The 14,093-nt window shown below is 42.8% G+C and carries 11 protein-coding genes; 2 read left to right on the top strand and 9 right to left on the bottom strand.

The annotated features are described in order from the left end of the window. Positions 1-36: 36 nt before the first annotated feature. From murG to mraZ, 9 genes are all read right to left on the bottom strand, one after another. Positions 37-1,185, bottom strand: a complete 1,149-nt coding sequence (gene murG / locus J2W55_RS01455; RefSeq protein ID WP_310093456.1) for an undecaprenyldiphospho-muramoylpentapeptide beta-N-acetylglucosaminyltransferase — start codon at positions 1,183-1,185, stop codon at positions 37-39. Positions 1,186-1,255: 70 nt separating this feature from the next. After that, complete coding sequence (locus J2W55_RS01450) at positions 1,256-2,401, bottom strand: FtsW/RodA/SpoVE family cell cycle protein (protein ID WP_310091142.1); 1,146 nt, start codon at positions 2,399-2,401, stop codon at positions 1,256-1,258. A gap of 104 nt (positions 2,402-2,505) precedes the next feature. Then, the gene (murD, locus tag J2W55_RS01445) at positions 2,506-3,882 is read right to left on the bottom strand and encodes a UDP-N-acetylmuramoyl-L-alanine--D-glutamate ligase (RefSeq protein ID WP_310091140.1); all 1,377 of its coding nucleotides are present in this window, start codon (positions 3,880-3,882) and stop codon (positions 2,506-2,508) included. Positions 3,883-3,957: 75 nt separating this feature from the next. Then, positions 3,958-5,199: a phospho-N-acetylmuramoyl-pentapeptide-transferase gene (gene mraY, locus J2W55_RS01440; protein WP_310091138.1), complete on the bottom strand. Its 1,242-nt coding sequence runs from the start codon at positions 5,197-5,199 to the stop codon at positions 3,958-3,960. A 203-nt stretch (positions 5,200-5,402) separates the two neighbouring features. Beyond that, positions 5,403-6,863: a UDP-N-acetylmuramoyl-L-alanyl-D-glutamate--2,6-diaminopimelate ligase gene (locus J2W55_RS01435; RefSeq protein WP_310091136.1), complete on the bottom strand. Its 1,461-nt coding sequence runs from the start codon at positions 6,861-6,863 to the stop codon at positions 5,403-5,405. Further along, positions 6,860-8,971, bottom strand: a complete 2,112-nt coding sequence (locus J2W55_RS01430) for a PASTA domain-containing penicillin-binding protein (RefSeq protein ID WP_310091134.1) — start codon at positions 8,969-8,971, stop codon at positions 6,860-6,862. Before J2W55_RS01430 ends, J2W55_RS01435 begins: the two co-directional genes overlap by 4 nt. Continuing rightward, positions 8,961-9,371, bottom strand: coding sequence for an FtsL-like putative cell division protein (locus J2W55_RS01425; RefSeq protein WP_310091132.1), 411 nt, complete (start codon positions 9,369-9,371; stop codon positions 8,961-8,963). The genes J2W55_RS01430 and J2W55_RS01425 overlap by 11 nt, the downstream gene beginning before the upstream one ends. After that, the gene (gene rsmH / locus J2W55_RS01420; protein WP_310091130.1) at positions 9,368-10,270 is read right to left on the bottom strand and encodes a 16S rRNA (cytosine(1402)-N(4))-methyltransferase RsmH; all 903 of its coding nucleotides are present in this window, start codon (positions 10,268-10,270) and stop codon (positions 9,368-9,370) included. Before rsmH ends, J2W55_RS01425 begins: the two co-directional genes overlap by 4 nt. Continuing rightward, positions 10,263-10,727 (bottom strand): division/cell wall cluster transcriptional repressor MraZ, encoded by a 465-nt coding sequence (gene mraZ / locus J2W55_RS01415; RefSeq protein WP_310091128.1) that lies wholly within the window; start codon positions 10,725-10,727, stop codon positions 10,263-10,265. Before mraZ ends, rsmH begins: the two co-directional genes overlap by 8 nt. A 468-nt stretch (positions 10,728-11,195) precedes the next feature. On the opposite strand from mraZ, the gene J2W55_RS01410 reads away from it, so the two are divergent. Beyond that, entirely contained in the window at positions 11,196-11,957 is a 762-nt protein-coding gene (locus J2W55_RS01410; RefSeq protein WP_310091126.1) for an RHS repeat domain-containing protein, read from the top strand. A 312-nt stretch (positions 11,958-12,269) separates the two neighbouring features. Beyond that, positions 12,270-13,970 carry an ATP-binding response regulator gene (locus tag J2W55_RS01405; RefSeq protein WP_310091124.1) on the top strand — a complete coding sequence of 567 codons (1,701 nt, stop codon included), beginning with the start codon at positions 12,270-12,272 and terminating at the stop codon, positions 13,968-13,970. Positions 13,971-14,093: the final 123 nt, after the last annotated feature.

Raw genomic sequence — 14,093 nt, 5'->3', positions numbered from 1 at the left:
AGGCCCTCCCCTTTGGGGAGAAGGAGGACCTTAATTTTAATTGTTGTTTATTATCTTTAATAGTTCCCGGGCAATAGTTTCATCGGCACTCGGCATAGCCATTTTACCAATATTATTACCCAGTTTCTTTTGCAATTCCCTGTCGTTTAAAAGTTCAAGCGCCCTGTCAACCAGTTTTGCTTCGGCGTCCCTGTCGGCCAAAAATGCCGCGGCATCTTCCTGTACCAGCGCCAGCGCGTTTTTTGTCTGGTGGTCTTCGGCCACATTTGGCGATGGCACCAGTATCACCGGTTTCTTGATCATGCAAAGTTCGGCAATGGTGCCCGCGCCCGCTCTTGATATAATAATATCGGCAGCGGCATAGGCCAGGTCCATGCGGGTTAAAAACTCCCTTATTTTTATATCGGGATGGTATTCTTCGCCCAGCTTTTCAATGATCTGTTTATAGTAAAACTTGCCGGTTTGCCATATTACCTGCACATCGGCAGCAATCAGTTTATCTAACCCGGCTGCTATACTGTTGTTCAGTGTGCGGGCACCCAGGCTTCCGCCGGTTATTAGGACGGTTTTCTTAAATGCCGATAGCTTGAACAGCTCCAGTGCCTGCATGTGCTTGCCTGCTATATTCACCGCGTCGCGCCTGATGGGGTTACCGGTTTTAATGATCTTTTCGGCGGGAAAAAACCGATCCATATTATCAAAAGCCACGCATATTTTACGGGCATTTTTACCCAGCCATTTATTGGTAATACCCGCATAGGAGTTTTGCTCCTGTATAAGGTATGGTACGTTTTTTAATGACGCAGCATACAAAAGCGGCCCTGAGGCATAACCGCCCACACCTACGGCCGCATCCGGCTTAAAATCCCTGATAATATTGAGCGCCCTGCGCACACTGTTTATCAGCTTAACCGGGAACATTACGTTTTTCCAGACAGAGTTACGCTGTATACCCTGAATATCGAGGCCAATGATCTTATAACCGGCGGCAGGTACTTTCTCCATTTCCATCCGGCCGTTGGCACCCACAAACAGTATTTCGGTATTAGGATCAATATTTTTTAAAGCATTGGCAATAGCAATGGCCGGGAAGATATGCCCCCCTGTTCCACCCCCACTTATGATGATACGAGGCGGCCGCCCGCCAGTTCCCTGAAGGGGTAACTGTTGATTGGTGTTACTCATACTATTGCTTTCCTTTTTCATTTAATATATACTGTTTGCTACTCTTTATATTAGTTCCCCCCAGGGGTATTTATGCCGTCCTGATCTCGCCTACCACTACCTTTCTGGGCTCCTCAATATCGCGGCTTACCGACAATATGATGCCAAAAGCCACGCTTGTAAACAAAATTGATGTACCACCCATACTTACAAATGGCAGTGGTACGCCCGTTACCGGACCCAAACCTACTGCTACAGCCATATTTGCAAATGCCTGTATGGATAAACTAAAACTTAAACCGCAGGCCAATAAAGCCCCAAACGCCTTTGGCGCTTTCGTCACAATTTTTATACACCTGTATAGTAAAAACAGGTAAATGCCTATTAAAGCAAAACCTCCTACCAGTCCATACTCCTCAATAATAATGGCGTATATCTCGTCGGAGTATGATTCCGGCAGGTAATTTCTTTCGGTACTGTTACCAGGGCCCTTACCAAACAGGCCGCCACTGGCTATGGCTATCTTGGCATGGTCAGACTGGAACGACTTATCGGGCTTGGCCTGGTCGGGGTGCAAAAACGTGCTTACCCGGGTTGCATACATGTGCCTGCGCGGCCCCAGGAATAAAACTCCCATCAGCAGTAAAAATCCGGCGCCGCAAACCACCGCTATTTGCTTAATGCTGATGCGCCCTATGATGAGCAGTAAAATACTTACACCAAATAACATCAGCGCGGTTGACAAATTGGCCAGCGCTATCAAAATGAACACCAGGCAAACCGAACCCATAATGGGCAAAAATGATTCTTTTACATCCTTTATATTTTCCTGCTTACGCGATAATGTACGTGCCAGGTAAGTGATCAGCGCCAGTTTGGCCAGATCCGATGTTTGGAAACTGAGACCTATTACCGGGATATTGATCCACCTGCTGGCGTTATTGATGTTACTGCCAAATACCAGGGTATATAACAGCAGGGGTATGGTAACTATCATCATGATCTTGGAAATACCAGCATAATAACGATAGTCGAGCTTGTGCGAAATGTACATCAGTGCAATCCCCCCCACAACCATGGCCAAATGTTTCATCAGGATCGACTCGACCCCAACGCCTCTTTTATAGGCCAGCGTACCTGTTGAGCTATATACCGCTAATAAGGATATAACAGAAAGCAATATGACTATGAGCCATATCCAGCGGTCGCCTTTTGTATTACTGAGTATCCTGTGCATAAACCCTCCTAAATCATCTCCCCGCAGGGAGGACTTTTGTTTTTTGTTTTCTTTATTTATTAAACCCCTTTAATCCCTCTCTACCGGAGCGGATTGTGTGGGTTTTATAATTCCCTTACTGCCGCTTTGAACTGATTGCCGCGGTCTTCGTAATTTTTAAACAGATCAAAACTGGCACAAGCGGGCGACAATAATACGGTATCGCCTTTTTCGGCCAGGTGAAATGCAACCTGTACGGCTTCCTGCGCCGAGCCGGTGTTTACTATCACTTCCACATCCTCTTCAAAAGCATCGTGAATACGTTTATTGTCTTTACCTAAACAAACAATGGCTTTTACTTTTTGCTTCACCAATTCTTTAAGCATACTGTAATCATTGCCTTTATCAACGCCGCCCAGGATCAGTACCACATCGGTGGTCATGCTCTCTAAAGCGTACCAGGTTGAGTTAACGTTGGTGGCCTTTGAATCATTAATGAAACTAATGCCCGATATTTTACCAACCGACTCCAGCCTGTGCTCAATATTTTTAAAGTTGCCCATGCTCTCTCTCATCGATTCGTTGCGCAATTCGAGCACCTTTGCTACAATACCCGATGCCATGGAGTTGTAAATGTTGTGCTTACCCTGCAGGGCTAATTCTTTAATTGACATTTGAAAATGTTCTTGTTGTATGTTTATGACAATATTGTCGTTTTCGAGATATGCTCCCGGTGTAATTTTTTTTTCAATTGAAAATGGCAGTTGCTGTGCTTCAAAGCGGCGCGTGGTCATACCCTTTACAGTCTCGGGGTCATCGGCGCAATAAATAAAATAATCGGCCGCGGTTTGGTTTTGCGTAATGCGGAATTTTGATGCCGCGTAGTTTTCCAGCTTATAATCATACCTGTCTAAATGGTCAGGTGTAATATTGAGCAAAACAGCAATGTCAACCTTAAACCGGTACATATCATCCAACATAAAGCTGCTTAACTCCAACACATAGTATTCAAATTTTTCAGTAGCTACCTGATAGGCAAAACTTTTGCCGATGTTACCGGCCAAGCCCACATTTAAACCCGCGTTTTTAAGAATATGGTAGGTTAAACTGGTGGTAGTTGTTTTACCATTTGAACCGGTTATACCTATAATTTTTGAAGTGCAGTACCTGCCCGCAAACTCAATTTCTGATATAACAGGAATAGCTTTTTCATGTAACTTTTTAATAATAGGCGCCTTGTCAGGTATCCCCGGACTTTTAATAACTTCCATAGCACTTAATATCTCGGCTTCGGTGTGCTGATTTTCCTCAAACCGGATACCCCAATCCTGCAGTTGTTTTTTATAATTGCCGGCAATGGCACCAAAATCCGAAACAAAAACATCATATCCCTGCTGTTGGGCAAGGTACGCCGCTCCTACACCGCTTTCGCCGGCACCAAGTATGGCTAACCGCTGATTTGCGTGTTGTGTGTTACGTGTTGCTTGTTCCTGTTGGTTCATTGCGTTATTACTCTTATTCCTTAATCTTGATTCTAATTTCTTGTTTCTTTCCCTCCCTGCCTTTGGGGCGGGTGTTTACCTCAGTTTCAATGTTATTATTGTTATAATGGCCAGCAAAATGCCGATGATCCAAAAGCGTGTTACTATCTTGGCTTCGTGGAAACCCTTTTTTTGATAATGGTGATGCAATGGGGCCATTAAGAATATACGCTTGCCCTCGCCCAGGCGCTTCTTGGTATATTTAAACCATGATACCTGCATAATAACCGATACATTCTCAATCAGGAACACACCGCATAATACAGGCAGCAATAACTCCTTGCGTATCACAATAGCGAAAACCGCGATGATACCACCAATGGCCAAACTGCCTGTATCGCCCATGAATACCTGGGCCGGATAGGAGTTATACCATAAAAAGCCTACACATGCCCCAACAAACGCTCCGGCAAAAATTACCAGCTCGCCCGAGTTTGGTAAAAACATAATGTTCAGATAATCAGCCATGGCTATGTTACCCGATACATAAGCAAGTATTGCCAGCGTAATACCTATAATTGCCGATGTGCCTGTTGCTAAACCATCAATACCATCGGTAATATTTGCCCCGTTAGATATAAAGGTGATGATCACAATAGCAAAAAACAGGAACACCACCAACGCGTATTGCTCATAGCCAGGACCTAAAAATTTAAGCACCTTGGCATAATCAAACTCATTGTTTTTATAAAAAGGCATGGTGGTTTTTGTAGAACGTACATCCTGTGTGTAAACAGGGACGTTTTTTTTCATATGAAACTCCACCGGGGCATCAACTTTTACCGGCAATTTCACTTCCTGCCTTATTACGATATCTGTGCTGAAATACATGGTCCAGCCGATGATGAGCGAAAGCCCCACCTGGCCAATGATCTTGAACCTACCGGCTAACCCTTCTTTGTTTTTTCTGAATACTTTAATATAATCATCTAAAAACCCAATAGCTCCCAGCCACACGGTAGTGATCAGCATGAGGATAATATAAATATTACTCAGCTTGGCAAACAGCAAGGTTGGCACCAGTATACCCAGTAAAATGATAATCCCCCCCATGGTAGGCGTGCCTGACTTTTGCATCTGACCTTCAAGCCCCAGGTTTCTAACGGTTTCACCAACCTGTTTAAAACGCAGGTAATCGATTAACCGACGACCATAAACAGTGGTGATCAGCAATGATGTTATTACAGCCAAAGCCGTACGGAACGTGATATACTGAAATACCCCCGCTCCCGGAATACTGTAGTTTTTACTTAGATATGTAAATAAATAATATAACATCGGCTTCACTATGTGCAGATGTGCAGATTTCAGATGAGCAGATCATTGATTTGCAGATTTAAAATATGCAGCCTTGCTGTTTATGTTTAATTATCTTTCGTTATTTATATTAATTGGTTAATGAATTGTCTTTCTTAAAACTTATCATCAGGCGTTTCCTGTTTAACCTCCTGCTCTCCCCATTCACACTTTGAAATGCGTGTTTATAGCATTTGCTTAAATTGTTCTTCCAGTTCTTCCATGTCGTCAAAGTGATTTTTCACGCCATTTATCTCCTGGTATTTTTCATGGCCTTTGCCGGCAACTAAAATGATATCACCAGGCTGAGCAAGCATACAGGCAGTTTTGATGGCTTCGCGCCTGTCAACTATACTTACGGTATGCCGTTTAAAAGCCGGATCAACCCCTTCCTCCATATCCTTAATGATCTGGGCAGGGTCTTCCGAGCGGGGATTATCAGCAGTAAGTATCACTTTATCACTCCACTCACAAGCCACCTTGGCCATTACAGGGCGCTTGGCTTTATCCCTGTCGCCGCCGCAACCAATTACGGTTATTACCTTTTCGTTGCCCTTTCGTATATCATGAATGGTGCTCAGCACGTTCTGCACGGCGTCTGGTGTGTGGGCGTAGTCAACAATACCAATTACCTTATTAGGCGCTACTATATATTCAAACCGTCCTTCGGCACCGGTTAGCTTGCTCAGGCTGGTCAATACTTTGGCTTTATCCTGATCAAGCAACATCGCGGCAGCATACACCGCCAGCAAATTGTAGGCATTAAAAGTGCCCACCATTTTAAACCATACTTCCTCGTTATCAATATACAGCAGCAGGCCGCCAAACTGATTTTCAAGTATGCGGGCCTTATAATCGGCCATAGTTTTTAGTCCGTATGATTTTTTATGGGCCGCTGTGTTCTGCAGCATTACATTGCCGTTCTTATCATCGGTATTGGTAAGCGCGAACGCGTTTTTTGACAAGCCGTCGAAAAACGTTTTTTTGGCTTTCAGATAACTGTCAAAGGTTTTATGATAATCTAAATGGTCATGCGTAAGGTTAGTGAATATGCCTCCGGAAAAATGCAGGTTGGCAATACGGTGCTGCGCAACCGCATGTGAGCTTACCTCCATAAAACAGTAATCGCAGCCTTGTGTCACCATATCATCAAGCAAGCGGTTAAGCTCAATAGGATCGGGCGTGGTATGAGTTGCCGGGATCACCTGCCCGTTGATCTGATTTTCGACAGTTGACAATAGCCCGCATTTATATCCCATATCGCGAAACAACTGGTATAGTAATGTGGCTACGGTAGTTTTTCCGTTGGTTCCGGTTACCCCTACAAGTTTTAACTGCGCCGATGGGTTATCGTAAAAATTAGCCGCAACAATACTTAATGCCTTGCCAGAGTCGGCAACCATTAAAAAATCAACCTCGGCCGCTGTACGGGCCGGGAGCTCTTCGCAAATAACGGCTATAGCACCCTTTTTTACGGCTTGGTCTATATAATCATGGCCATCAACCTGTGTACCTTTAACAGCAACAAATAATGCCCCTGGCTGCACCATGCGCGAATCAAAAGTTACCGAAGTAATCTCAACATCGGCACTCCCCTGTAGTTCGGTAAAGGCCAGCCCTTCCAATATATCACTTAAATACTTCATTGCAGTTCAATAGTTATGCGTGAACCCTTTGGTATAAGACTGCCGCCGGTAACCGATTGTGTAGTTACCATGCCGCTGCCGCGTACCGTTACTTTATAACCCGCGTTACCCAGTACATACAAGGCATCGCTAAGACCCATCCCGGTTACGGCCGGAACCGTACCATTCTTATATTTTACTTCCTCAAAAGGGATTCCGTTACTGGTATCAACCCCATTGCCTTCGGCATTGGCCGATGCATACAATGGTTTTACACCCAGTTTGGCATAAACCTTTTTTAATGCTTTTAAATTGCCCTGCTTTACTTTTGGCAAACTTGTGTTACCTACCAAATGAGTGGCCGGGGTTTGGTTTATTTCCATATCATTAGCATAAACCCTGTCTGCCACTTCCCTGAAAACCGGCCCTGCAACCAGAGCTGCAAGGTAATTGCCCTTGGTAGGGTTATTGATAACCACTATCATGGAGTACTTTGGATTATTTGCCGGAAAATACCCGCAAAATGAGGCCTGGTACTTTTTATTTTTATATCCCAGCGTACCGTTGGCAACCTGTGCCGTACCGGTTTTACCGGCTACGCTGTACAGTTTGTTCTTGATCACGTTTTTGCCGGTACCATTAAGCACTACACCTTCCAGCATGCTTTTTACCTTGCCCAGGGTAGCATCTGAACATATTTTTTCATTAATAACCCGTGCCTGGAACTGCTCAATAGGGTTGCCCAAACGGCGTATCTCGCGCACAAATATGGGAGCTATCATTTTACCGTTATTGGCTACCGAATTATAGTAAGCCAGCATTTGCAGCGGAGTAAGGTTCATTTCATAACCATAAGCCATTTCGGGCAGCGTATAATTTTTGTTCCAGCTGCGGTTTGACGGATTTTTAATTACCGGCCTGCCTTCGCCGCGAATCTGCAGACCCAGTTTTTCATTTAAATGATAGCTGTATAATTTATTGATATACTGCCATGGGTTGTCCTTGTAAAATTTAGTAACCAATTTAGCGGCGGCCACATTTGACGACTCTTCAAAAGCATGCTTTACCGTCATCTCATAATTATCATGCTCCGTATCTGTAATAGTTGGGCCTTTGGGGAATTTGTATTTACCGCCCTCGGCATTCACTATAGTATTGGTATCCAGCTTATGCTGATCAAGCAGGGTCATGTATGATGCCAGCTTAAAGGTTGAGCCCGGATCAATAGCGTTACTGATAGCGTAATTCATTTTTTCCTGGTATTCACCATCCTTTGAGCGGGTAAAGTTGGCAATAGCCCTAACCTCGCCGGTTGCTACCTCCATTAATACCACGCAACCATGATCGGCCTCACTTTTTATGAGTTGCTTTTTCAGGGCGTCTTGCGCCACATCCTGAAAATTCACATTGATGGTTGATATAATATCCGCACCGTCTTTAGCAGCAATTTCGTCCTGGTCATTATTAACCGGCATCCATGTACCGCCGGGGATACGCTGCATTAAACGCCTGCCATTTTCGCCGTTGATATAAGACGAATAGGCCCCTTCAAGGCCAACCGGATTTTTAACATTATCATTTTTATAGCCGATGGTACGGGCCGCCAATGAATGAAACGGCAATATGCGTTTATTCTGCTGCAGCACGATCAGGCAATTCCTGGTTTTTCTTTTCTTAAATATCGGGAACTCACGTATCTTCTTTAATTCCTGATAGCTTACCCTGCGCCTTAACAGCTGGTAGCGCGAACCCTCCCTTCGGGCTTCGCGCAAGATCCTTGAATATTCGCGGGCGCTCCTGTCGCCATACATTTTTGACAGGTTAGCGGCCAGCACATCAATATTATCATTAAAAACGCTGTCGTCTGCAATACCGCCGGCCAGCATATCCATGTGCAATTCATATTCGGGCACTGATGTAGCCAGCAGGCTGCCATCAACAGAAAATATGTTTCCTCTGGCCGCCTCCACATCTCTGTACTGCGCCGACATGCTTACAGCCATGGCCTTCCATTTTTTACCTTGTACAAATTGCACCCTACACAATTGCACCACTACGGCAAACGCAAATAACACTATCAACCCGAAGGCGATATACACCCGCATCAGAATGTTGGTCCTAATTCCCATCCTGCTCCTCCTTTACTGTTATTTTTTGCGGCGGCTCAACTGATTGCCTAACCCCCAGGGTATCTGCCCGTTTGGCCACCTCCGTTAACGTACTTTTAAAAGCCATATCGGCTTTGGCTGTTTTATAATCCCAACCCCGCTCTTTTACCTCTTTATTTAAATCGTCAATGTCGCGTATCGTTTTCTCGGCCAGGTGCATGTTACCTATATATAACATACCCAACAGGGCCAGATACAATATAAAAGGCAGGGCGTTAGTAGCTCGCTCTGTAGTGATAAAGCCTTTGGTAAAAAACTGGGTAAAAAAATTATCCGGAATTTCCCTTACAGGTTTTTCCTCAACAATAAGATTTTCATCCCCTTCTTCTTCCTGAATTTCTGTACGTAAACGATTGGTCATTTTTTTACAGCTATCCTTAATTTAGCGCTCCGTGCCCTGTTATTATTTTTTATCTCCTCATCTGATGCCGTTATAGCCCCCCGGCTTACCGCATCAAAGGGTTTATTATCATTACCATAAAGATCCTTTTCAACCTCACCGCTGAACTTGCCCTTGGCAATAAAGTTTTTTACCAGCCTGTCTTCAAGCGAATGATATGACATTACGACCAGCCTGCCGCCAACGGCTAATACCTCGGCGCTCTGGATCAAAAATTCTTTTAAGGCCTCCAGTTCCTGGTTAACCTCAATGCGCAGGGCCTGGAACACCTGCGCCAGGTACTTATTTTCCTTGCCACGGGGGATGCGGTTGCTGATGGCGTTCTTCAGATCGGCAATGGTTACTATCGGCGCGTTTAAACGCGCGGTAACGATAGTTTCGGCCAATGATCTGGCATTTTGTATTTCGCCGTAAACGCCAAAAATGCGATGCAGCTCGGCAGCGGTGTAATTATTTACCACATCTTTTGCCGTAAGCTCGCCCAACTGGTTCATCCTCATGTCCAGCTCGGCATCAAAACGGATGGAAAAACCACGGTCGGCCTGGTCAAACTGGTACGATGAAACCCCCAGATCAGCCAGTATACCATCAACGGGGATAACACCATGAAGGCGACTAAAATTTTTAAGATACCTGAAGTTCTGATCTACAAAAACAAAACGTTCATCATCAATCAAATTTTGCTGCGCATCGGCATCCTGATCAAAGGCCAGCAAAGTGCCACCCTTGCCCAGGCGTTTCAATATTTCGCGCGAATGCCCGCCCCCACCAAAAGTTACATCCACATAAGTGCCGTCCTTTTTAATGTTAAGGCCTTCCATACACTCATTGAGCATTACCGGTATATGATACTCACTCATCTCCCCTCCTTGCTTTATTGCCCATTACCCTTTGCGCCAGCGCGCTAAAGTTCTCAGGCTCATTATCAAACGCGGCCTTATGAGCGGCCGCATCCCAAACTTCAATTTTATTTAACTGGCAGGTGAGCACCACATCTGATTTAATACCGGCATACTCCAGTAAAAACTTTGGCAACAGCACCCGGCCCGCGGCATCAAGTGAAAGCTCGGTGGCCCCACGGGTAAAATATCTGATAAAATCTATATTATCTTGTTCGTATTCATTAAGTTTGCTCAGTTCATCAAGTCTTTTGTCCCATTCAGATTTAGTGTAAATAACCAGGTAGTTTTTGAATCCGCGATTGATCACAAGGCCCTCAGTTTCAGCTTCGGGAAGCTTTTTCTTGAGCCCAGCAGGTATCATCATCCTTGATTTAGGATCCAGCTTACATTCAAATTCACCGGTTAAATGAGACATTTCGAGACTATGGCATAATTTAATAGGTAAAAGTAAATTTCTTTTACCACTTTCTACCACTTTTTACCACCAAAAAGTTTTCAACATTTTTGGAGGGTATTTTACTATGCCAGTAAAAACAAAAACCCGGCTGGTGCCGGGTTGAGGGAATTGGATCAGTTCAAACAAATTGTGGTAAATATTGCTCAGTACCTTAAACAATTTCTTACATGAGGTAAAGCTGATAAGCCACAAAAGAGCATGAAGTCAAAACAAAGCTCTATATTTCCTTATGCTTCCCGTTATCTACAAAGTATATTGTACCGCTATCTCAGATGGCAATTTCATATCATATTTAATAATAGTTTCCCTAAATATTGTCTATTTCGCTGGTTTACGGCGTCCTGTATACGCTTAGATATAACTTACTAAATATTTATTTGCTGGATATTAAATATTTTTAATTAGCTTTAAGGTAAAAACCTAAATATGAAAACATTATCACTTACTATTATTGGCTGCATACTATTATTTGCCGGCTGTAAAAAAGAGCTTTCAACTATTAATCAAACATCGTCGACAAATACAGCTCAAACGTCGCCCGCTGTTACGTCACCCATTTATTTATTGAACAAAGCCACATATTTAATTGGCGGTAAAATTGCCAATAATGGATATCACTATGACGATAAGAACCGGCTGACCTACGTTTTTTTGCAACGCTCCGCCGTTGTATACAGATATAACTATGATGACAACGATAATTTAGTGTCTGCATATAAATATCGCCTGGACGGCACTACTTTGTATGGCTTTCAAACTTTTACTTATTCTACCAACGCGATAACGGTTAATAATTTCAGGGCAGACAGTACAAGTGCCGGCTCCTGCTCACTTATACTCAACGCAAAAAACCAGGTTACTTCTCTGTCTTGTGATCCCTCTATAAAATATTTGTACGATAGCAAATCAAACGTTACAGATTTTCAAACCATTGGCGGACCGCAATATTCTTATTTGTACGATACCAGTAAACATCCCTTATCAATGATTGGTGCTAAAAATATTCATTTAATGTACCTGGCCGAGCAGGAACCTCAAACTCTTGTAAATAACGTTATAGCAATGAGCCATGACAATATAATCAGGCTTTATCTTTATAAATATAACGCTGTTGGTTTTCCGGTTAGCGCGCAGGTAGCTTCAAATGAAGGTAATTATACCATAACCTATCAATATCTGGTAAAATAAGGTGCTCTGCGTATGATTATGAACTGGTTTCAACAGTTATGCATATGCATGAAATAATTTGTTGAAGCCGGTTCATTATATATTAATTAAAAAAATTCGCCTTACAGCTGTTCAAGTTAAAATATTTATATACCGTTTTAATTGAATTAAAGTATAGCTCAACATCGTCAATTGTTCATTTTATTAACGCTGAGTTATTTATTAGCGTAACTTTGTAAGTTAATTTCCCAATGCAAAAGAGCATTGTGAACAGGCAGAATGGGCAACATTACTGATAAATATCACAAGTTGATCAATAATGATCACAGGCTTATGAATCCTCTTTTTGACATGAAAAATGTTCATAAAAGATCATATCAGCTTGGCCTGGCATCATTGTTTACCGGTATAGGCCTTTCCATTTACGATTCATTTATAGGCCTGTATGTCTCCTCTTTTTTAGTAGCCTGTTTTTGCTTTGCTATTTTAATGTTTATCCTTTTGAAATATAATGGCGACATTAAAAACCTAACTATTTCTATTATCTCGCTTATTTGTAGTATGTTGATGATGGCTGCAGCGCTTGAAGGCTTGCAGTCTGAGCAGTTCCTTTATTTTTTTCCCCTGCTTGTTTCAGTTCCTATTATTGTTGATCTTAAACAAACGCAGTATCGCCAATCGTTTATATATATTTCAATAATTATAGTGTCATTCGGCATTTGTATTTTGATAGGCCGCTATGTAACCCCGCTTCAGGATTTTACACCCTCTCAAATAAATAAATTGGCATTTATTAACCGGATAATTGCCATTTTTTCGACTATAGTATTTGCTGTGGCCTATATATTTTTTGAAAAAAGGTATATCAACGAGTTAATGGAGCAAAACCAACGTGTTATTGATACCCGGACCCAGTTTTTGGCTACCATGGGCCACGAGTTGCGCACACCTTTAAACGGAATTATTGGTACAGTAAATTTACTTAAGCACCCGCATACACCTGCTCAATACAAAGAGTATATGCAAACGCTCAAGTACTGCTCAGACCATATGCTGCAACAGGTAAATAACATCCTTGATTTTAATAAGATAGAGGCTGATAAACTGGAGATACACCTCGCCGAACTGAATTTGAAGCAACTCCTGTTAAACGCAGGCACGCCTTTTACCGCGGTTTTTAAAGAAAAAGGCCTGGAACTAAAAATTGAAATAGCCCCTGAACTTGATGAACTGGTACTTGCCGATGACTTGCGCCTTATCCAGGTTTTTAATAACCTGTTAAGCAATGCTTTAAAATTCACCAGCCACGGGTACATTAAACTAAAAGCTGTTTGCATATCCAAAACTGAACAATTTATGGAGGTTGGCTTTAGCGTTCAGGATACGGGGATAGGAATTAATGAGGTAGACCAGGTAAAAATATTTGAAAGTTTCTGGCAGGTTTATGATCAAAATATCAGGCAGTTGCACGGAACCGGGTTAGGACTCAATATATGTGTGAGGTTGCTCAAATTAATGGATAGCAAACTTATGCTGGTGAGCGAGAAAGGTGTTGGCAGCACTTTTAGCTTTAACCTTAAGCTTGCTCTTTCAACACAGCAAAAGCCGGGAGAAGAAAAAAGCAAAACAAACTCTCCCCTCTCGGGGATACGGGTATTGCTGGTTGAGGACAATCAAATCAATATGATGGTTGCTCAAAAATGTTTATCAAGCTTTAATGCCGGTATAACCGGTGTTTATAATGGCAGGGAAGCACTTGATGAACTAAAAAAAGACCAGGCTTATCATATAATTTTAATGGACTTGGAGATGCCTGTAATGACTGGCTACGAAGCGATATATGAAGTCAAAAAATTATATCCAGAAATACCTGTTATAGCCTTTACGGCATCCCTTGTTGATCAAAAAATGCTGGCCGACCTTATTGAAAGCGGCTTCGCCGATTGCCTGTTAAAGCCTTTCAGGCCACAGCAATTATTAACGGGCATTCAAAAACAGCTTTTAAATTATCCCTTCCTCACTGATAATCTATAACCCTACCGGGCTATCCCGGGGGTGTATGTTTTATCTCCTTTTCAAAAAACTAACAGTACCTGTTATAGCACGGGCGAAGATCATCATACCAGTTGCGGAGCTCATATGAAGCAGCAATTGAAA

The sequence above is a fragment of the Mucilaginibacter pocheonensis genome (assembly GCF_031456535.1).
GTDB classification, from domain to species: domain Bacteria; phylum Bacteroidota; class Bacteroidia; order Sphingobacteriales; family Sphingobacteriaceae; genus Mucilaginibacter; species Mucilaginibacter pocheonensis.
The sequence above is the reverse complement of the archived record's forward strand: the minus strand, read 5'-3'. Positions and strand labels throughout refer to the sequence as shown.